This is a genomic window from Leptospira paudalimensis, assembly GCF_026151345.1.
Lineage (GTDB): Bacteria > Spirochaetota > Leptospiria > Leptospirales > Leptospiraceae > Leptospira_A > Leptospira_A paudalimensis.
The window spans coordinates 1,612,939-1,635,514 of record NZ_JAMQPR010000001.1 but is presented as its reverse complement, the minus strand read 5'-3'; the positions used below and the strand labels follow the sequence as shown (position 1 = coordinate 1,635,514).

Below are 22,576 nucleotides of genomic sequence, written 5' to 3'. Positions count from 1 at the left end.
TTAAAATTGGAAGTATATAAACTCCGTACCTCCAGGTGCTAAATAACCCAATAAAACTGTCACAACAAAAGAGAACAAAAATAAAAACGAAAGACTAAACTTCGTTGTCCATGATTCTCTTGGAAAACTAGGTTTTGTTTGTAAGTAGTTTAATAGGAATGTTAACAATATAGAATAAAGAATTTTTTCTAACTGGCCTATCCTTTCCCCCGGTGCAATCACAAAGGATCGAAACAACATTGAAACTGCATTTTTGACAGTCGGTGCGTTAAAAAATGGAATTGTTAATACAAAAAAGAGAAAGGTATAAAGAATACCTATCCATTTTTTCCATAGTACCACAGCTTCCTTTTTCGGTTTGTTTGTTATAATTTCTACCTTTCGCTCAATGCTAAGCACAAGTCCGTGTAAAAATCCCCAAATGATAAATGTAAAATTGGCACCATGCCAAAATCCAGCCAATGTAAACGTAAGGATTAGGTTAAAATATCCTCTCCATTCTGATACCCGAGATCCTCCAAGTGGAAAATAAATATAATCTTTGATCCATGTAGCAAGTGTCATATGCCAACGTGTCCATAATTCACGAACTGATGCTGACAAATAAGGAGCATGGAAGTTCTCAGGCAAATTGATTCCTAATAATTTTCCTAAACCACGCGCAAGGTCAGTATACCCACTAAAATCACAAAATACACGTGCCGCATAACCAAACATTGCTAGTGCATTTGATACACCATCATAAGCATCTGGGTTTTGAAAGATAGGTTCGATGATGGGAGACAAATTATCTGCAATCACTACCTTTTTCAATAAACCAAGAAAGACTAAATAATAACCTTCAAACAACTGTTCTTTTTTTGCATTCCAAACTTCTAATTGGTAAAAGAATTCCCCATGCCTTACGATAGGTCCAGCTACCAATTGGGGGAAAAAGAATATAAACAATCCAAATTGTAAAAAACTTGGATTCTCATTTGCGTTCCCTCGTTTCACATCAATTGTATACGCAACCATTTGAAAGGTATAAAAACTAATGGCAAGAGGCAACGTGATGGAATCAAAACCAAATTGGGAATTTAAGAAAACCTGAATGGATTCATTTGAAAACCATAAACTCCCTGTGATTTGAAACAAAAGAGACCATAAAAAATAAAAATATTTAAATAGGAATAGGTTTCCAAAATTAATCAGTAAAGAAATGGGATACCAACAACTGTTCTTGTTTTTCAAGATTTGTTTGTTTAACAAATGGTTGATCAAAACTAAAGTTAGAAAATGAAATGCAAATGGAATCGACCAAGCTGCATAAAAAACAAAAGAAGCTAAAAATAGAAATACAAGTCTAAACTTACCTCGGATATACCAGTGTAGTGCATAAACTACAATAAAAAACAAAAGGAAACTAAGCGATGTAAATTTCATTCTAAGATATCACCAATATTTTCAATTATATTTCTCCATCAACCTGAATCACAAGTCCTTTTAAGTATTCTCCTTCTGGGTGGAAAACAGAATATCCATGGTCAGGGCTTTGGGTTAAATGGTGTAAAATTCTAACTCTTTTTTTTGCATCCTTAGCTGCTCCAAAAACAATTTTTTTGAATAAATCAAAGGAAATATGTTGGGAACAAGAAAAGGTAAAAATAAGACCACCATCTTGAATTTTAGAAATGGCTCTCATATTTATGTCTTTGTATCCTCTACTTGCTTGCATCACAGTAGAAATGTTTTTAGTGAATGCAGGTGGATCAAGGATAATACAATCATAAAACCCAGGATCCATTTGTTTTAAATAATCAAAACAATCATGTTCGATACTCTTATGTTTTCCGTTTTCAATGGAAGAACCGATTCCATTGAGTTTCAAATTTTTTTCACAAATTTCTAATGCTTGTTTTGATATATCAAGACTATGAACGGACTTTGCTCCATTTAACAATGCATAGACGGAAAACGCACCCGAGTAGGCAAATGTATTGAGTATGGTTCGATTCTTTGCGTATTTTCCAAGGAGTGCCCGATTTTCTCTTTGGTCTAAGAAAAATCCTGTTTTTTGTCCTTTTTCAATATCTGAAATAAAACGAAGACCATTCTCTAAAAAGATACATTCGGAAAGAATACCCTTTTCAATGGAAACTTCGTCCCCTTTTTTTGAATCTTGTTTTTCGTGTTTTTCAATGATTGTGTGATAACCCACTGATTCTAAAAATTTTACTAATAGCGGTTTCAATCGAATCACACCAGGGATTTTCAATTGTAGAACGGCTGTCTCATTATATATATCCACAATCATTCCAGGAACACCGTCACCTTCAGAGTGAAACAAACGAAATCCATTTGTATCATTTGGTAATAAGGAACGTTTCAGATTTAAAATTTGATTCCATTTGGAAAGCCAATACGACTCCGACTTCCCATCCTTTTCCTTATCAAAAGAGAACAGTCGAATCCGGATTTGGCTACTTGGATCATAAAAACCCCAACCCAAAAAAGAACCATTCGAAGATTGCACCTCAACGATATCACCTGCACTAGAATGTTTCTCTACAAAATCAATGGCACCTGAAAATACCCAAGGATGAAAATTTAATATAGCTTTTTCTTTATTCTTCTTTAAGCGAATGACCATTCTTCATCCAATTGTTTATACGAAATGTTTTGGGAGTCAATACCCCCGTATAAATATGATAAAAAAGTTACTGATTGTTCTTGTCTTTTCTTTTTCCCAATTGGAATCTAGCCCTCTTTTAGATTTTACCATCCAGAACCATCCCCATTCGATCACAAGTTTAGATTCAAACCAAAACGATCCAAAATCCCAGTGGTACATTACGGAAAATGGACTAACGGAAAGTGAAATTCAAAATCTAAAGGAAGAAAATTTTTCCAATTACAATTGGAAACGGATCAAAATTCCAGGAAACTTATTCCCTTCCAAAGAGAATCAAAAACAGAAAAGAACTGTGATTTTAGCGAAATGGATCGAAATGGATGTTGATCCAAATATTCAGTATAGTGTTCGTCTTGGGATTATCAATGACCGTGACCGCACCTTCTTAAATGGAAAACTAATTGGCAAAACAGGCGAATGGGATTCCCCGTTTCCACAAAATTACGATAAATTGAGAATCTATCCGATTCCTTCCCATTTGATTTTGCCTAAAAAAAAGAATCTTTTGTTGGTTAAAATCCAACTGTATTTTCAAAATTCAGGCGGAATTGAACAAGACGAAACATTATTAGGTCCGAGTACTGACATCCAAAATCGATTTTATAAAGATGAATTCATAAAATTAATTTTCCTTACAGTTTATATCACGGTTGGAAGTTACTTCTTATTTTTGTTTATCAGAAGGAGAAAAGACAGGGAAAATTTATTCTTTTCACTCTTTTCTTTTTCATTCGTACTTTATAATTTTTTAAGAAACCAATTAAAATATGAACTCGGGTTTTCTTTCTTAGAGATGAAAAAATTGGAATATTTAACAATTTTGTTACTCATACCATTCATGTACCATTTTTTGCGGACGCTATTTGAAGATCGATATGTAATTTTTGCGAAAATTTTAGATGGATTTCAATTGTTGATCTTTTCCTTTTTCTTGGTTTCGAATAATATAGAACACTTCAATTTTGTTCTCTCCAATTTGGTTCAACCAACATGGATCCTTTATGTCATACTCATTTTTTCCAATTTGATTCGAAATCTGAGAAAAGGAGAAAAACGAGCAATTTACATTACGATAGGACTCACCATAGTTTTAATTGCAGCCATCATTGATACAGCAACAAATCGAAATTATTGGGTATTCCCTCGAATCATGGGATATGCATTTTTGTTCTTTAACATTTCACTTGCAATGATTCTCGCAAATTCATTTGTGAAATTGAATGAGGAATTTGAAGATCTCAATAAAAACTTAGAGAAAAAAGTTGAGGATCGAACTGACGCATTAAATGAATCACTTAATCAATTACAAATCTTAAAAGAAAAACAAGACGGGGATTATTTTTTAACTTCACTCCTCATCCAACCGTTAGCACGAATTGAAAATAAAATTCCCGAACTCAAAATTGAATCTTATACCAACCAAAAGAAAAAATTTCAATTTAGAGGGAAAGATGGGGAAATTGGTGGAGATATATGTATTGTTGGTTCGATTCATTTAGAATCGGGAGAATATACTGTTTTTGCCAATGCCGATGCAATGGGAAAATCAATACAAGGAGCTGGAGGAGCTCTTGTATTAGGTGTAGTATTCCAAGCAGTTTTATCTAGAGCAAAGTCCAGTTATACCAAAAGGAGACCACCTGAACTTTGGTTAAAGGATCTTTATGTAGAACTACAATCTGTATTCGCAAGTTTTGATGGTTCTATGTTATCGAGTGTGGTACTTGGAATGGTTGGCAAAAATGGATACATTTACTACATCAATGCGGAGCACCCGTGGAGTATTTTATATAGAGATGGTGTAGCATCCTTTATCGAAACAGAACTTTCTATGCGAAAACTTGGATTTCCCAAAAACAATACACACTTCCAAATCAAAACATTTTCACTATTGGATGGAGATGTACTTCTCGTTGGTTCCGATGGAAGAGATGATATTGGATTGATGAGTGAAACAGAGAACCGCTATATCAACGAAGATGAAACATTGATCCTTCGTTTTGTGGAGAGAACAGATGCAAAACTTTTACCACTTGTACAGGAAATAGAAAACAACGGGGAAATCACAGATGACATATCTTTTTTAAGAATTGGTTACCAATCGGAAATTCCAAAACTTTCCATTTCAGAAGAAATTCGCAGAACATTCCTAAATATCCAAACGGATGCCAAAAAAGGAAATTATGAAAATGCACTTTCGGAGTTGATCCCCCTTCTCACTCAATTTTCCCATCCGAACTTCCATTCATTGGCAGGGAAAATCTACTTCCATCAAAAAAAATGGATAGAAGCTTTACACCATCTCAAACTTGCATTCAATGAAAACCCGTCGAAAGAAAACCTATTGTATATGATTGCTAAATCTGAATTCCAATTGGGTAAAATCGAAGATGCCGTTATCTGGTGTGAACGATTATTCTTAAGGAATAAATCTCACAAACAAAACACAAAACTATTTTTTCGGTTACTAGACCTTACTGAAAACTTTGATAAAAAGAGTTTTTACTTAGAATTTCTTAGCCACGAAGGAAATACAATATAACGAATGCCCCTAAAAGAATCCGATACACTCCAAAGGAAATAAAACTCCTTCTACGGATAAAGGCCATAAATAGTCTGATGATAAAATAACAGATAACAAAAGAGATGATACTTCCAAACAGTAAAAGACCTATTGTTTCTGAATTTAGAATATGACGATGTTTGTATAGTTTGTACAATCCGGCCAAACTTAAAACAGGGATGGCAAGAAAAAAAGAAAACTCAGCACTTTCTTTTTTTGATACACCCAAAGTTCTTGCTGATATGATAGTTGCTGCTGACCTTGATACACCTGGAATCAAAGCAAAACATTGTAAAAAACCTACGATCAATGATTCCTTGAATCCAATTGACTTACCTTGACTTTCATCCAGATGTCTTTTTTCAACAATGACCATGAGAAGTCCACCGACGAGCCATGATACACCAAGGATCAATAATAGATCAGGTCTCATTTTAATTTGGTCGAGTTGGGATTTGAAAACAAATCCTAATACTAAAATTGGTAAAATACCAATGAGTAAATTGAGGTAAAATTGGAAACCGGCCTTGTCAGTGGTTTGTTTGAAACCAAACTGAACTGCCATTTTCAAATGGCCCCAAAGTGTTTTATAATACAAAACAACAACAGATAAAATGGCACCAGTTTGTATGAAAATATCATACAGATCTTCAAATGCCTCGTGAGGGACAGTAAGGTTTTGAAACGGGAAAAAATAACTAAATAAAAACAAATGGCCAGTGGATGACACTGGCAAAAATTCCGTGGCAGCTTCTATGATGCCACGTAAAAACGCATTTAAAGTATTATCCATTAAAACTTAGTTATTTGGAGTTTGTGTTGGAGTTGGTTCTTCTACTTTCTTCTTTGGAGCAAGGTATGCATCCAAATCAAATTTTTCATTTCGTTTGATACTAACTTCTTCTTTAATTCTTTCTACTACTAAAGGAAGGTATTCTCTCGTTTGCATTTGTTTCAATTGTGCTTTTGCAAAAGTTTTACATTTGTCGATCGTTAAGTTAAAATTACGATCCAACTTTCTCATTCTTTCACATTCCGCTAATGCTTGTTCTTCCGTGATTTGGATTTTTTTCTCAACTTGTTCAGAAACATACATTTGTGCAATTGTTTGCATTTCAACTTGTTTGATCACTTCTGCTACATCTGGTCTTGAAATAAAACCATTCTTTTCTGCTACCAAACGAGTCATGATCATCTGTCTGTAAGTTTGGTAGAAATTTTTCTTTTGGAGTTGGTAATTGAGATCTTGGAAATTTGGTGGAACTTCGTTGATGTCTTTTTCAATGAATTCTAAGAGTGTTTTCTTTTCAATATTTTGTAAACGGCTGATGGAATCAAGGGCAGTGTCGTAAGCTGCTTCAAAGTCTTTTACTGTAATCTTATGGTTGTCTAAGGTTTCGATGACTGGAGAAGAGTCAGAACACTGTACTAGGGCGAAAGATGCCAAAAACACAAACAAAGGAAGGATTTTTTTCATATTATTTAATTGCCAAAATAGATTTGAGATGATGGTTTCTCCAATTCCCTCAATGTCTATCTTTTTTTGCCAACGGAAACTTGATTCCTATGCTTAAAATTTAAGCGGCCAAGAATTCCAAAATGCCCAAAAGTTTTTTGATTTTTTTCAAATCATCTTTTTCAATGTTCGTATAACGAAGAACAGATGGTTCTGAAGGAGCGATTGTAAGCCCTTTAAATTGGCCCATGGCTTGGATCACTCTGTCCGGATTCCCCCTAAAGTATGTACCACATTTGAACAGAACCTCATCCGATTTTTCTGTCACAAATTCGAAACCTAAATTGGAGGAAAGAGTTCTAATTTTTTCCAATTCGACAAAGGTTTTTGCAATCTGAGGGAGTTCACCAAATCTGTCTTCCATCTCAAGAGCCAATTCCTCAATTTCATCCAGATTGGCAGACCCTTCAAAACGTTTATAAAATTCAATTTTTTGTTTTGTATCAGGGATGTATTCATCGGGAAGATAAAAATTGGTTTTTAAATTGACTGCCGTTCGAACTTCTACTCGAACTTCTTCTCCTTTGATACGGGAAATGGACTCTTCTAACATTTTTACATAGAGATCAAAACCAACTTCCATAATGTCGCCAGACTGTTCTTTACCCAATAAATTCCCAGCTCCGCGGATTTCCAAATCGCGCATCGCTACTTTGAACCCTGAACCTAACTCTTGGTATTCGAAGATAGTATTGAGTCTTTTTTCGGCAAGTTCCGTCATTAGTTTTTTGGAAGGATAAAACATATAAGCATATGCTTTTCGATCCGACCTTCCCACTCGTCCTCGGATTTGGTACAATTGTGATAAACCAAACATATCTGCCCGTTTCACAATTAAGGTGTTCACATTTGGCATATCGATACCCGATTCAATGATCGTAGTAGTCACCAAAATATCATATTTCCTTTCGTAAAAATCTACTAGAGTTTCTTCAATTTCATCTTCAGTCAATTGTCCATGCAAAATTCCAACGGAAACTTCAGGGACTAAGGACCTTACGTAAGAGGCTTCTTCTTCAATTGACTCAACTCGGTTGTATAAATAGAATACTTGCCCACCCCTTTCAATTTCCTTTCGAATTGCTTCTTGGATTAGGGTATCGTCTTCTTCTAAAACATAGGTTTCGACACTTTGTCTATTTTTAGGTGCGGTGGAAATGATAGATAACTCTCGAATTCCAGTGAGTGCCATATGTAAAGTTCGTGGGATGGGAGTTGCTGTTAATGTTAAGACATCAACAAGGTTTTTAAATTTTTTAATCGATTCCTTATGAGTGACACCAAATTTTTGTTCTTCATCGATGATGAGTAGTCCCAAATTTTTCGGTTTTACCTTTGAAGACAAAATTGCATGTGTTCCAATTAACATATCAATTTTACCTTCTGTAAAATTCTTCAAATCTTCCCGGATCTCGGCGGCAGATCTAAATCTAGAAACAAATGCTATCTTAATCGGATAATTTTCATATCTCTGTTTGAATGTATTAAAATGTTGGAGTGAAAGAATGGTTGTTGGCGTGAGTAACATCACCTGTTTACCAGCCATAATGACTTTAAATGCTGCACGAATTGCAACTTCAGTTTTTCCATACCCAACATCACCACATACCAAACGATCCATTGGTCGAGAGGACTCTAAATCTTGTTTGACGGCTTCAATGGCTGAAATTTGATCTGGAGTCTCTTCAAATTCAAAAGCGGCTTCAAACTCTTCCTGCCAAATTGTATCAGGAGGAAATGCAAAACCATTTAACTTCATTCGATTCGAATAAAGTAACACGAGTTCTTCGGCAAGTTTATCTACGGACTCTTGGACCCGTTCCTTAGCTTTTTTCCAAGAATTTTTACCTAACGTATCGAGTTTAGGAGAATCTGTCCCTCCAATGTATTTTTGTACAAGGGAAATTTGATCCAATGGAACAAATAAACTATCACCACCAGCATATTCCAACTTAAGAAAATCTCTTTCCTTTCCATCGGCTTTTGTTCGTTCCATTTTAATGAAACGGCCCACTCCATGATTCACATGAACGATGTAATCTCCTTCTTTTAAATCAATGAAGGATTCGATCATTTGAGAGGATTGTTTTTTATAACGAGTTTTTCGTTTGTATTGACGTCCAAACAAATCATTATCTGTAAAAACGTGGATACCATTTTCCACCAAATGAAATCCACGTTTTAATTCAGATAAAATCAAATGGATTCCAGGTTTAGAATCGGAAAAGGGAAAAGGAGTTGGTTCTTCCGAATTTTCTCCAATCGTGTTTACTTCTGTTTCAGAAAATAAACCCTTCAATCGCAACATTTGCGCAAGAAATGAAGAAGTGATATAGATACTCTGATTTGGATTTTCGGAAAGTAATTCTAAAAAATGTTCCTTTGCCTCTCTGATTTTCCCTCTAAAACCCTTTACCTCAGTGATTGGTGCATAACCAAAATTATGTGTTAGATTTGGCAAAAGTGTGAATTGAATTCCATTTGTGTTGTCAGAGGTTAAGGCGTTCCATTCCGAGCCAAACGATAATAATTCATTGGGAGGTAAACAAACCGACTCTTCTTTTTTTTTCTCAAATAAGGTATTGTATTCTCTCTCCATTCCATACGATCTTTCCTTTGTTTCCTGAAACTTTGGAAAAATTAGGATGGGTGATTCTTTAAAAAAATCTAAAAAACCTTCTTGTTTCCTAACCAATGGTAAATGTTCCTCAATGATTTCTAATTCGGAATCAATAGGAATTCGTTTATCAGTATATTCTTTTAATAGTGTATGGTATTTTTCTAATTCGTTTTTTGTAACAATCGTTTCGTTAGCAGCAGTAATTACGATTTCACTAATTTTAGAAATTGATTTTTGCGTATTTGGATCAAATGTTCTAATTTCGTCTACAGTATCCCCAAAAAAATCGATACGAACAGGATTTGGCAAATAAGGTGTGTAAATATCCAGAATTCCACCTTTTAAACTAAAATGACCAAATTGTTCGCAAACTTCTTCCCGGTGGTATCCAAGTTGTACAAGCTCTGACAATAAAGATTCCAATGGAAAATCAACCCCAAGTTTTAAGGTAATGGATTTTCCTTTTAGGCTTTCTTTGTTAGGAAGTTTACGAAGAAATGCAGAAACCGAAGTTATCACCAAACAACGGTCACCTGTTAATATCCGATTAATCGTTAGTATCCGATCTCGTTTCCATTCGGCTTGCCATTTGGTATATTCGTAGGGAATATTTTCAGGGCCTGGAAAAAAATAGATAATATCTTTTGGAACAAAACTTAAAAGTTCTCGCGAGAAACTTTCCGCATCTTGGTTTGTTGGTAGAATGACAACAAACGTATTTTTTGCATATTTGTTTTGGAAAAGTTCGCTCGTGACAAAAGAATGGGCAGACTCAGGTATTCCACTGAGACTCACAAGAGTGTTTTTTGCTTCGGCAAAAACTTCCTTAGGTGCGTATGGTCTAATTTGAATTTCTTTTGTCATTTTGGATCATTCAGGACAAACGAGTACTTCGTTATCGATTAAACGCACCTCACCTACAAAAACAGCAGTTGCCAGTAATACATTCCCTTTGAGTCCGGTGATTGGTTGTAGTGTAATGGGATCCACAACTTCTAAATAATCAATTTTGACGTTTGTTCCCGTTAACAGAAAATCAGAAAGGATTTCCTTCCATACTGCTAAGTTCTTTTCGCCACCTAACAAAGTTTTTTTCGCAAGTTGGAACATCCTTGGAACAAGGGTTGCCGTTTCTCTATCTTTTTTCGATAAACGTAGGTTCCTAGAACTCATGGCAAGTCCATCAGATTCTCGTTTTGTAGGGACTCCGACAATTTTAATGGGAAAATTGAGTTCCTCAACAAGAGAAGAAATCACTCTGAACTGTTGGTAATCTTTTAAACCAAAAAAACCATAGTCTGGCTCTGTTAAATGGAAGAGTTTCGATACAATTTGAAGAACACCTTCAAAATGCCCAGGCCTTGTCCTTCCGCAAAGCGTTGTTTGTAGGGACGGAATACTCATTTGGATGGGTGTTTCCGTTTTTGGGTACATGACACCAACACTTGGCAAAAATACTAAATCTACCCCATTCTCTTCGCAAAGTTTTAAATCAGTTTCTGTATTGATTGGATATGCTTCAAAATCCTTTGGATCATTGAATTGGGTTGGATTGATGAAAATGGAGACAATGGTTTTTGTACATTGTGTTTTGGAGTGGTGTACCAAATCCATATGGCCCGCATGAAGTGTTCCCATGGTAGGACAAAAACCAAGAGTTTCCTTTTGTTGTTTCCATTCGTGAATGATTTTTTTTAATTCTGAAATCTCGGAGACAACTTTCATGTTTGGCCTTTGGTTCTCACTTTTACACTTGTTCCATGTTCTTCATCTAGGCCTTCTAGCTCCGACATGAGTTTCACGTATGGGTATAATGTTTCGAGTGATTCCTTCGTTACTTCTTGGTAGGTAACCCGTTTTAAAAACGTATCCACACCTAGAGAAGAGTAAATCCTACTGCCTCTCGCAGTTGGTAAAATATGATTGGTCCCTGAAATATAATCCCCCATCGCAACAGGAGAATAAGGACCTAAAAAAACACTGCCTGCATGTTCTATTTTGGAAAATATAGAATCATTGTCCCTTGTTTGGATTTCTAAATGTTCTGGTGCCAATTCATTGGAAAACCAGATACAATCCTCCATTGTAGGGAATACAAGAATGCTGGAATTTTCATAAATTGCTTTTTGTTTCATTTCCAATCGTTTGGGACGTTCACGAAATGCGATTTCCAATTCGTCTCTTACTTTTTCTGCAAGGGAAACCTCTGTGGTGAGTAAAATCGCAGAACTATCTTCACCATGTTCCGCTTGGGATAACATATCACAGGCGATCCACTTTGGATTGGAAGATCCATCGGCAATGATACAAACTTCACTTGGACCTGCAGGGCTATCAATACCAATGAGTCCTTGCCCACTTAAGTACGATTTGGCGGCAGCAACGTAAGAATTCCCAGGTCCCACAATGAACTCTGATTTGGGAACTGACTCAGTTCCATACGCAGCCGCTGCGATGCCTTGGGCACCACCAACTGTCACAATCCGGTCGATCTCCAAAATCTGAGAAAGCCAAACTAAAATCTCAGGGATTCCTTCTTTTTGTGGTGGAGTGATCAGTTGGATGGATTTAACACCAGCAATCTTTGCAGGGATGATTCCCATAAGGACACTCGATGGATACAAAGCCTTCCCACCTGGAGCATACACTGCAAGGGAAGGAATGGGGGTGTATTTGACACCCAAACGATTGCCATCGATCACCTTGGACCAAGCCTCTCGTTTCTGGGCCATGTGGAAGGTTTCAATATTGGTCTTTGCTCTTAAAAATGCTTCTTTTGTTTTGGAATCAATATTCGTTTTGATTTCATTTGGATCAATGGTCAGTTTCGAAAGTTTGATTCCATCAAACTTTTCTGTATAAGAAAAAAGAGCAGAATCACCCTTGGTTCTTACATCTTCCAGAATGGGTAATATCCGACTTGTTGCAGAACTTAAGTCTTCCCTAGCTCCTGAGAGAAAACGAGAGTATACCTCTTTAGAATTTCGATCACAGGAAAGAATGGGAATCGGCATAATTTCAGCTTGGAAGGAAGTGCCTTCCTAAACAAGCTTTTTGTCAAAAACGAGAGGAGATTTCGATTTGGTAACGGGATCCGACATCGCTTACCAATTTGGTTTGGGAAAAACCAGACTCAGGGACCATAGAGGCATACACTCTTTGGTTTTCATTCCCAAGCGGAAATCCCGGTTCATACGCCGCTACATTCCGTTTGGCAGAAAAATACGAATCCACCAAATTATAAATCAAAAACGCCCCAAGGATTCCAGCCCCTGCCTGGATTACACCTAACTCTGATTTTGCGCGATTAAAACTTGCCTCCGCATTATTTCGATTGAGTAACCATAAAACTTGTGAGTCAGCTCTGTCAGCGAGTACAGCACCCAGTAATACGGCCGATTGGTAATCAGACCTTGCCGCTAAAAAACGATTGTACGAATTTGCATACACTGCAACTGCAGAAACAGCAATGGCTGGATACACAAACAATTTCCAATCCTTCCCATCAATGTACTTTTGTCCCCATCCTGGTAAAACAGAAGATCGCCACAAAGTAGACCAATATGGCGTTTCGTAATAATCCTCAGGTATTTCTTTGCGAATGATTTTCTCTTGCCGTTTTGCAAAATTATTTGCTCTTTCCTTTGAATCAGACAATACCACACGTTGTTTGACAGTTAGTGTTTTATTCCGAGGATTTTCTAAGACCAAATCATAAATCCCTGTGTCCGTATCAGGATCAACGACAAATGTTGCCTTTGCAATCGAATCAGATTCAATCACTACTTTTTTAGCTGGGATTCGTTTCCCTCCAGTGACCATGTACACTCTCATGGGATGGATAAAATCCTTACCCTCGAGTAAAAAAACTTTTTCCTTTTCTTCTTTTGATACGGAATACACTGAGTCTTTGGAAAGAGTGGGAACACGGGAAACAACTACTTCAAATTTCACCCAATCAGAATAACTACCAACTTTTCCAAGTTTGTTGATCACCGCTACTCGGTGTTCATAAACACCAGAAGTATAATTGACCAAATCGTAACTTGTTCCCTTTACTTTTTCAGATAAAACCAAATACCCGCTGGAATTTTTGATTTCCAAAACATAACCAGTTGCACCTTCCACTTCCATCCAACGTAACTGGTGTTGTGTGTCCTCTTCTCCGTCTGGTTCTCCCCAAATAGGAAAACCAATCAATATGAAAATGAAAAGTATAATCCCTTTTTTATTCCACATAGATAGTACCAGGAGTGAGGATTTTTGGAACTTTTAGTTCGGGAACAGAGATGAAAAAATCCTGTTTGTTAGAAGCGGATTCTCTTTCTGAACCATCATTCGCCTTATAAAAGGTGGAAACTTCCCATCGAAATCGACCCACATTTAATTTTTGGATTTCATTCATTTGAAATTTATTCGAAGTAATTCGTTCATTCAGAATTATTTTTTCACGAATCCCTGAAACATCGATGAGTTTCAATCGATATGCTGAAGCTTTTTCCACTGGTTTCCAAGAGAAACTGATGTAATTTTTTGTGAAAAGATCGATTGTTTCATTTCTCCCTGGTGACAATAAATTAGGAGGTTCAATATTGGATACCATTTGGAAATTTCTTATTGGGCTGACTGTGGATTCATCTTCTGCAAGTTTCACTCGCCAATAGAATTTTCCAAAATCCTTTGATTTAAATTCATAATAATTCCCAACTACCGATTCTTTCACTACCAAACTTTGAAAGTCGGCCTGTCGGGAAACTTGGATTTCATAATTCGACTTTCCAGTGAGTTTTTTCCATTTGAGAATCACAAGATTACGATCATCAACTTCAACTTCTGCAGATTGGTTTGGTGATATTAATTCTAACTCTTCTTTTGCGATGACCGTGAAAGAAAAAGATTTAGAATCTATCCGAGTGCCTTCGTTTGTGATCCCTTTGACTCTCCAAAAATAGTTACCAAGTTTTAAACCAGATGTAGATTTAAAAAAATTATTTTTAATTTTTTCTGTTTGGAGAATGGAAGAAAAATTTGCATCACTACTCAACTCCCATTGGTAAGAATCAAAATCCTTATCATCCTTCCATGAAAAGAATAATTGTGATTTGGTTTGTTCTTCTGCGATCACCTTACCCTTACTTGGTTCTAATAATTCAGGTGGCGAACTATTTGTTTTTTTCTGAATTTGAAACGTAATCACAGCTGAAGTTTTTTCTTCGATTCCAGGTAAACTCGACTTCGCTTTTATTTTCGCAAAATAAGTCCCTTCTTTTAAATTATCAAACGCCAAAGATTGGTTTTGTGTTTGTTTTAACGTGACAATATCCGTAAAAGCCTTATCACGAGCAATTTGAACAGAATAGGAGGAATACAAATCCAAAACATTCCAAACAAAGCGAACCACTGGAGTTTCATTTGAGTATTGAATCACTTCTTCATTTTTAGGTGATAATAATTTCAATGACGGATCATTTAAAATCCTAAATTGGTAAACTTCTGTTACGGATCTAGTTTGTGTACTTGGATCATTGTAAGAAACTCTCCAGTAATAAGAACCTGGCTCCAATTTTTTCGAAACATTAGCCGATGTTAATTTTTCTCTTACAATTGATTTGGAAAAGTCAGGGAATAAAGAAACTTCAATCATAGGAGAAGCACGTTTTACAGAATCCGAATTCCATCCTGAAAGTGAAAAGTTTATCCGTTCCACACCAGATTCAGAAAGAATGTTCTTCCGGTCTTCCGGGCTAACAAGACGAAACATTTGTTTGGCTACTTTTACCCCCGATTCGGAAACATTGGCAACTTGGTCTTTGGCAATTGTTTCCTCTTTTCCATTGGAGGTTAATTTCGCTTCCCCTTGGTCAACTTTGATGTTTAACTCAGATTTTGTTTTATCGAGTTTTACATCACCATTTGTGACTTCTACAGTTTTGTCACCTGCTGTGATATTCATTTTTACATCACCAGATGACCCTGATACTCTCGCTGCCTCAAAGGAACCATAAGCAAAATTGATATTGATGTTTTTGTCGGAAAGATCGAGTAAGATCATAGAATTTTCTGAAATGTTGATCTTTGTTCCATCATTTAAAGTTAAAATCGCATCCGACAAACCTTCTGTCCGAATCGTATCTCTATTTTTAACTTCTGTTTTTGATTCAATTAAATCCCATACAACAGCATCATTGTACTTGCGTAAAACAGTCTTATTCTTAAACGTAATGACACCAATCGTTGGTTCAGTGGAATCATTGGCTCTAAAATTCAAATTACGATACAATAAGACAGAAAATAACAATATTAACAATAATAATGCTGTTACTACAAATCTTGTATCATTTAACAAACGCATGGTATTATTTATGTGTCCTCGTAAATACGCCATCCCAGTCTTTGCCTGGAGAACTGAGGCTATATTCTTCACAACGTTCAATTAACATATGACTCGATTTATCTTTTGAGCCTTTACTTCTTTCCGAATCTTTGAACAACTGAATTGCTTTTGACCAATTTTGATTTAAGTATTCCTGAAAACCGGCTTCATACAATTGAACTGCTTCCACTACATTGGGAGTCACAAGGGATTTATACCCTACTAATTCATGGATCCTCACTGGTTCGTTTTTACCTTTCACTCGAACCAAGTCTACATACCTCGTGATCATCTCTTCCTGGATTTTTTCACGTATCGGATCTGTGATGAGAATGTTCACTCCATAATCTTTTCCAGCTGCTTCCAGTCGTGCTGCTAAATTGACAGTATCACCCATCATTGTGTAAGACGCGAGTGCATCAGTTCCCATAAACCCAACCTTTGCAGGGCCAGAATTGAGACCAATCCTTGCATCCATCACTTGAGCTTCTTTGGAATAAAGGTTGTTTGCTGTCCAATATTCTCTTAACTCTTGTAATTTCAAAACCATATCCACACTTGCTCTTGCCGCTTTCAGCTCATGGTCTGCGACAGGTACTGGTGCGTTAAAAATTCCAACGATAGCATCTCCAATGTATTTGTCCAAAACACCCTCGTGTTTTTTCAAAAGGAGAGTCATCGCAGATAGGTATTCATTCAAAAGTGCAGCAAGGTCAGCACTTTTTAACTGTTCGGAAATTGTAGAAAAACTAGCAACGTCTGAGAAAAAGGCTGTGATATGAGTTTCTGATCCCCGTTTTAAAGCAGCAAGGTCAACCATGGCTTCTTGGACCACAACTGGATCAATCATACTACCCAAAATATTTTTAACCTTTTCTCTTTCTTCTAAACCTTGACCCATATCGATAAAGTATTTTGTTAATAAACCCACTTCGTCTTGGGTTGTAGGTTTGATTCCAATTTTGAAATTACCTTTTGCAATTTCAAGAGTAGCTGTTAACAATTGCAATACGGGCTTTGTAATCGTTTTGGAGAAGAAAAACACAAAAATAAGAGCAGAACACAATCCAATCCCTGCTATATAAAGGTTTGTCTTTTGGCTTTTGTAAACATCAGCAAATGCTTTTTCCTCTGAAACAATCGTGATAACACCTGCATCAGCAAATCCAATTTTTTGGAAGGAACCTAAATAAGAACCACCCAACTCCTCATCCTTATAACTCATCTGGCCTGTACTTGGTGCACTCGTGAGCATCGTTTTGACGATCGGCATTGTTGTTAAATCGGTTGCGGCAAGCACTAAGTCTTCTTTAGGATGTGCAAGGACCGTCCCAGAACCATTCACTAAAAATGTTGTTTCAATTCCTTTTTTGGAAAATGCACCAATGATTTTGTCTAGTTTGACAATGATGACAAGCGCATTGTCCAATTCGCCATTTTCTGCAGTGGGAATGGCAATGGCAAAGGATGGTTCCACAAACCCGGGACTTGAATTGAGGAGAACGGCTTGGCCATTAAAGGCTTCCGCTAAGGCATCGCGGTTTCTGTTGACAACTGCATGAAAATCATCTTCGGTAACTGCACTTTTTTTGAGTTCTTCTTCATTAAACACCTCTCGTTTCATGACGAGGATATTGTCTCTCTTTTCAAAAATGCCTAAATAGATAAATTCCTTATCATTTTGGAAAAAGGTTTTAAGGAGTAATTTTCGATCTTCTTCAGGAAGTCCTTGTGTGGTGAGAGTGATGGCAATTTGGCGGCCTTTTTCCACAACACCTAAAATATCTGATTTTACTTTAGATCCAATGATTTCCGCAATTCGAATATTGTTATCACGTAACTGGAGTTCGATGGAACGTTTAAAATAAAAGGAAGCAAAAATAATGATACTGGCTACTGATAATACAAACAATAGGCTGATTACACCCATCATCTTCAATTGTAGAGAGAACTTTGTATTTACATTTGATTCAATAGGCAGATCAGATTCGATCGTATCCGAATTTTTGTCTAACGATTCTGGATTTGGTTTGATTCCTTTCGATGGCACTTCACTTAATAAATGCTCTCCATCTTTTGGATTCACTGTATTTGATGGGAATTCCTCTCCGTCAGAGGCAAATGAGGATTCAATCAAATCATAAGGGTGATTCGGATCGGTTTCCACTTCCGATACTACCGATTCTTTTTCTAATCCAGTTTCTGTACTTGGTAAAAGTGATTCCGTAGGATGGTGGCCATTGGAAGTACCATTTTCACCTACACTAATACTGGTTAATTCAAATTGACGAATTTTTGTTTTCCCTGAACTGCCAACTAGTTCCAAAGGTGGGAAAGAAAGAACCTTTGTTTCGATCTCCTTTGTTTTGCCATTTGAGATTTCTGGTATGGAACTTGTTTTTCCTGTCAGTCCAAATTTATGAGAGATTCGATCAGGCGAAATTCGATCATCATATAGATACTCAAGCCTTGCAAATACAGACCTTACCTCAACTTCCAAAGTCTTAGGATAGATGACAAAAAGATTTTTACCTTCACTTGCAGTTGCTAGAGATTTCGCCAAATACTTATTAGATGAAATATGATGAATGGAAACATAAGGGTATTCAAATCGATTGTTTGGAAATTGAATCCCCCATGGAGGAGGCCCAAAACGGAACTCCAATTCCCTTGTCCTTCGCGTTTGGAAGAATATAGTAATCCCGTCGTCCCCATTCCATGATTCTAAACTTCCAGGAGTCTCATCCCAGACAAGAAATGTGAGTTTGGACGTTCTGAGGAACGGAATTTCGGCAGAAATTTCTAACATACTGTTTTTAGTATCGACTTAAATAGGCTTTCAATCGATCTCATTTCTAGATGAAAATCATCACGTTAAATTGCAACGGAATTCGTTCCAGTCTCAGCAAAGGTTTACTCGAATTTATACGTCACGAAAATCCTGACATGATTTGTTTCCAAGAAACGAAGGCTCCTGAAAAAGAAATTGTTAGGGAAGAGTTTCGGGAACTGGGTTATGAAATTTATTTCTGTCTCGCAGAAAAACCTGGATACAGTGGAACTGCCGTTTTGACCAAACGAAAACCAAAAACAGCGTCCATTGGGTATGGAGATGGGATTTTTCGCTCAGAAGGTCGCTCTGTTTTTTTGGAATTTGATGAGTTTTACCTTTGGAATTTGTATTTTCCTTCGGGTACAAGTGGTGAAGAACGCCAAAAAATCAAATACCAGTTTTTAGATGCATTTATGGCTCTCGCAAAACCATTCTTAAAAAAGAAAAAACCACTCCTCGTTTGTGGTGATGTCAATATTGCCCATACGGAAATGGACATCCACAACCCAAAAGGGAATGAAAAAAATTCGGGCTTTTTACCAGAAGAACGGAAATGGTTGACCGATTTTTTAAACTTGGGTTTTTTTGACTGCTTTCGAACTCTCCACCCAGACATAAGGGATGAATACTCTTGGTGGACCTACAGGTTCCAGGCTAGGAAAAACAATAAGGGTTGGAGGATAGATTATTTTTTTGTCACAAAATCAAAGTCTGTTCAATTATTAACCTCTAAAATTGCAAAAGAACCAGTGATGTCAGACCATGCCCCTGTGGTACTCGAGGTCCAATTCTCTTGACAGAATGTTTTTTTCGGATCAATTCTTCATTCATGAAACGTATCCTTTTCTTCATTCCCCTTTTTTTACACTTTCAATGTTCTGTACTCGGTGTCCTCCAAGACAAAATCCCAACACCTGAATTTTCTTTTGAATCCCTGCATATCAAACAAATTACGTTTACAGACATCACCCTTGGGGTGGAAACATCGGTAACCAATCCATACCCAGTTTCCCTTCCCAGTTCATTTTTGGATATGGATATCAAAATTGAAGGAATGAAATTGTCTCAAGTCAAAACAGATTTGGGAGTCATTGAAGCAAAAAAAACAAAAGCCCTGCCTTTAGAAGTAAAATTAAAATATACTGACTTAGTCCAATTGTATAAAAAATTTCCCACAAAACCAATGTTAGAAGTCAGTGCGGAAGGAAATATGAAGGTTACCATTCCCAAACAATGGCAACTTTTAGGAAAGGATTCGGTAAGTTTTCCATTTGTCCAAAAAAAAGAAATCCCTGCAGTTTTACCTGATGTGGAAATTAGAAATTTCAAAATTTTAATGCCAACAGAATCAGAAATTTTGAGTGCAACGAATACGGAATCTATGGTGGGAACCACAACAAATTTTTTAAAAGGATTACTCGGTGGATCAAAAACTCCTGCCACATCTGCCGCCAAAGCAGGATTAGCTGGACTTAATTTAAATTTAAAAACGGAATTTGATTTTGTTTTTTCAAACCAAGCAGCAGCGAATCTGAATCTCACTGATCTAAAATACAATTTACAATTGGCGGGCGAAAATTTCCTAACAGGATCCCCAAAAGAAATCATCAACTCAGGAAAAGAATCGACTGTAAAAGTTTCGAATCAGTTCCCAATTGCATCCATTGGTTCTTCCTTGTACAAAACCATTCAATCGAAAGAAGCTTTGTACCAATTGAAAGGAGACTCTGGACTCCTTGTTCCCAACATCCGAGAGAACATTCCCTTTTCGTATGAGAAAAAAGGAAAGTTCCAATGGTAAAGTTTTCCTTGTTGTAATCGAATTTAGATTCTTTTAAAAAACTATTTTTTCTTCTGTAACATCTGTTTGATTTCATCCCTGGTTTTTCCAGGGTGCAAACGGATTTGGTAAGTGACTAAAAATCGAGTGATGATGGGTGTTCCATCTTTTGAGGCATGTTCATAATTAAATCGTGAGGCATCATTTTGAATGATTTTTGCTATGTCATTGATGCGAGGCACCCTTCTATCAAAGGCAATCGATTCCAGTTTGCCTGTAACGGTATTGAGCCCAATGGAAATGATTCCATCATCGACAAAGCTCAATAGATCGTATTTTTTCATCTCTTCTTTTGAGAGTTCGTCCCCACCTAAATCAGCCTTTCTGCGAATTTTGTCGGTAAAACGGATCTGTCTTACCATATACGAATCGGAAGCGATGTAAACACGAAAGGCTTCCAATGGTAATTCACTTTTTTTCTGGAAAAAGGGAATTTCACCAGTATGGTTTTGTACCTCTTCTCCTCTTTCATTCAGGATCACTTCTCCTTCGCCACCTGGTGGTGGAAGGATTTCTTTTATGATCGTTGTTTCCGTCTTTGGTTCTTCCTGTTTTGACTGGGAGGAATCATTTGTGGTTTGGCAGGAAACAAGAGTGAAAAGAAGGAAAAAGAGTGCGGAGTGAAACGAAAATTTCATTTGCACATCAGTATTTGTTGGTTTCTTCCCCTGGCAAGAAATTTAAGGGAAAAAGGAGAATCCCTAAACCAAATATTTTGCAAACACCGTGGCAAGTCCTAAGAAAAAGAAAAACCCACAAACATCCGTAGTTGCTGTTACAAATATAGAAGAGGCAATGGCGGGATCAATTTTCATTCCTTTGAGTAGAATGGGAACGAGGGAACCAACAAGGGAAGCAACCATCATATTCACAAGCATCGCCGTACCCACGACAAGCCCCAATGTCAAGTTGCCTTTGACAAGGTAAATCATACTAAACGTAACAGTACCCAGCGCCAACCCATTCAAAACACCAATAGTGAATTCTTTCCGAACAGCATCCCACCAATTGGAAAACGACAAATCACCTGTTGCAATATTACGAATCACAACTGTTACAGATTGAGTTCCTGCATTTCCACCAAGACCCGCAACAATTGGCATGAGTGTCGCAAGGACTACAATTTTTGAAATGGTATCTTCAAAAAAAGCAACCACACTCGAGCTCACAAAAGCAGTGAGTAAATTTACATTGAGCCAAATGATCCTGCGTTTGACCGATTGTAAGATGGGAGTAGACAACCTTTCATCTTCCGAAACCCCGGCCATGAGGAGGATATCTTCTGATGCTTCCTCCTCCACAATTTCTAACACATCGTCTACAGTAATACGACCAATGATCCTTCCTAAATCATCAGTTACAGCGGCACTCACTAAGTCATATTTTTTGAATGTATTGGCAACTTCCTCTTGGTCCACATCATAATGGAAAGCGATGATGGAAAAGTTTGTGATCTTTGCAATTTTTGTATTGATGGGTGTTAGGAATAAATCTTTTAACGGGATAAAACCTTCCAAAACCCCATCTTCATTGGTAACATAAATTTGGTAGATGTCTTCGATTTCCTTTGCCTTTTTTCGGACATTGATGATTCCTTTTCGAACATTGTCTGTAATGGTCACGGTCGCAAAGTCTTTTGACATGAGTCGACCCGCAGAGTATTCCCGAAACCCAAGTTGGGACCTGATTTCGAAACTATCGGTTTTACTCAAATTGGCTAATACAAGTTCTCGTTTGGCGCTGGGAAGGTATGATAATAAATACGTTGTTTCATCTGTTTCAATATGGCTAAGAGTTTTTGAGATTTCATCCACTGAGAGTTCTTCTAAAAAGGACTCGAGTGTCTCCTCTTCCATTTTGATCAGGGAATAAGCTTGGTCTTCAACAGACAATAATCGGAAAAGGTATAACTCTTCGTCTCGTTCTAAGTCCTTGAATAAGGTAACAACGTCAGCGGGGTGAGCTCCATCCAGAAGTGACTTAAGATGGGAATGGTCCTTAGCTTCAATGGAAGTTTTGATTTGTTCGACAAACTCTTCATAGGAATCACTTTCTCTGTCGATTTTGATTCGGAATTCGGACTCTTTCTTTCTTTCTTCTTCCATAAATCAGCGGATTTCCTGAATTTTCCAATTGACGGTTATGTCACGTGAAGCA

Annotated in this window: 15 protein-coding genes; 3 read left to right on the top strand and 12 right to left on the bottom strand. The window is 36.9% G+C overall.

The window, feature by feature from the left end:
* Together ND855_RS07595 and ND855_RS07590 are read right to left on the bottom strand one after the other, a co-directional pair.
* Complete coding sequence (locus ND855_RS07595) at positions 1 to 1,425, bottom strand: MBOAT family O-acyltransferase (RefSeq protein ID WP_265357842.1); 1,425 nt, start codon at positions 1,423 to 1,425, stop codon at positions 1 to 3.
* Positions 1,426 to 1,450: 25 nt separating this feature from the next.
* On the bottom strand, positions 1,451 to 2,632 hold the full coding sequence (locus tag ND855_RS07590) for a class I SAM-dependent rRNA methyltransferase (RefSeq protein WP_135638703.1): 1,182 nt from the start codon (positions 2,630 to 2,632) through the stop codon (positions 1,451 to 1,453).
* A 55-nt stretch (positions 2,633 to 2,687) separates the two neighbouring features.
* Here ND855_RS07590 and ND855_RS07585 point away from each other — a divergent pair, with 55 nt between their 5' ends.
* Positions 2,688 to 5,216, top strand: a complete 2,529-nt coding sequence (locus ND855_RS07585; protein WP_265357841.1) for a SpoIIE family protein phosphatase — start codon at positions 2,688 to 2,690, stop codon at positions 5,214 to 5,216.
* Here ND855_RS07585 and ND855_RS07580 read toward each other — a convergent pair.
* The 8 genes from ND855_RS07580 to ND855_RS07545 form a co-directional block, all read right to left on the bottom strand.
* Positions 5,191 to 6,030 carry an undecaprenyl-diphosphate phosphatase gene (locus ND855_RS07580; RefSeq protein ID WP_238761108.1) on the bottom strand — a complete coding sequence of 280 codons (840 nt, stop codon included), beginning with the start codon at positions 6,028 to 6,030 and terminating at the stop codon, positions 5,191 to 5,193. The genes ND855_RS07585 and ND855_RS07580 overlap by 26 nt on opposite strands.
* A gap of 6 nt (positions 6,031 to 6,036) precedes the next feature.
* Entirely contained in the window at positions 6,037 to 6,714 is a 678-nt protein-coding gene (locus ND855_RS07575) for a lipoprotein LipL31 (RefSeq protein WP_100728073.1), read from the bottom strand.
* 100 nt (positions 6,715 to 6,814) lie between these two features.
* A complete protein-coding gene (gene mfd / locus ND855_RS07570; RefSeq protein ID WP_265357840.1) occupies positions 6,815 to 10,237 on the bottom strand; it encodes a transcription-repair coupling factor in 3,423 nt (1,140 codons plus the stop codon).
* Positions 10,238 to 10,243: 6 nt separating this feature from the next.
* Positions 10,244 to 11,098: a pantoate--beta-alanine ligase gene (panC, locus tag ND855_RS07565; RefSeq protein WP_265357839.1), complete on the bottom strand. Its 855-nt coding sequence runs from the start codon at positions 11,096 to 11,098 to the stop codon at positions 10,244 to 10,246.
* Positions 11,095 to 12,387 carry a histidinol dehydrogenase gene (gene hisD / locus ND855_RS07560; RefSeq protein ID WP_265357838.1) on the bottom strand — a complete coding sequence of 431 codons (1,293 nt, stop codon included), beginning with the start codon at positions 12,385 to 12,387 and terminating at the stop codon, positions 11,095 to 11,097. The genes panC and hisD overlap by 4 nt, the downstream gene beginning before the upstream one ends.
* 43 nt (positions 12,388 to 12,430) lie before the next feature.
* Entirely contained in the window at positions 12,431 to 13,612 is a 1,182-nt protein-coding gene (locus ND855_RS07555) for an LIC11435 family protein (protein WP_135638689.1), read from the bottom strand.
* On the bottom strand, positions 13,602 to 15,725 hold the full coding sequence (locus ND855_RS07550; RefSeq protein WP_322113560.1) for a FecR domain-containing protein: 2,124 nt from the start codon (positions 15,723 to 15,725) through the stop codon (positions 13,602 to 13,604). Before ND855_RS07550 ends, ND855_RS07555 begins: the two co-directional genes overlap by 11 nt.
* A 4-nt stretch (positions 15,726 to 15,729) precedes the next feature.
* Positions 15,730 to 18,555: an adenylate/guanylate cyclase domain-containing protein gene (locus tag ND855_RS07545; RefSeq protein ID WP_265357836.1), complete on the bottom strand. Its 2,826-nt coding sequence runs from the start codon at positions 18,553 to 18,555 to the stop codon at positions 15,730 to 15,732.
* 50 nt (positions 18,556 to 18,605) lie between these two features.
* Between ND855_RS07545 and ND855_RS07540 the strand changes: the two genes are divergently transcribed.
* A complete protein-coding gene (locus ND855_RS07540) occupies positions 18,606 to 19,376 on the top strand; it encodes an exodeoxyribonuclease III (RefSeq protein WP_265357835.1) in 771 nt (256 codons plus the stop codon).
* 32 nt (positions 19,377 to 19,408) lie between these two features.
* The gene (locus ND855_RS07535; protein WP_265357834.1) at positions 19,409 to 20,380 is read left to right on the top strand and encodes an NDR1/HIN1-like protein; all 972 of its coding nucleotides are present in this window, start codon (positions 19,409 to 19,411) and stop codon (positions 20,378 to 20,380) included.
* 41 nt (positions 20,381 to 20,421) lie between these two features.
* On the opposite strand, the gene ND855_RS07530 is transcribed toward ND855_RS07535, so the two are convergent.
* Complete coding sequence (locus ND855_RS07530; RefSeq protein WP_265357833.1) at positions 20,422 to 21,057, bottom strand: hypothetical protein; 636 nt, start codon at positions 21,055 to 21,057, stop codon at positions 20,422 to 20,424.
* Positions 21,058 to 21,120: 63 nt separating this feature from the next.
* Complete coding sequence (gene mgtE, locus ND855_RS07525) at positions 21,121 to 22,524, bottom strand: magnesium transporter (protein WP_265357832.1); 1,404 nt, start codon at positions 22,522 to 22,524, stop codon at positions 21,121 to 21,123.
* Positions 22,525 to 22,576 lie beyond the last annotated feature (52 nt).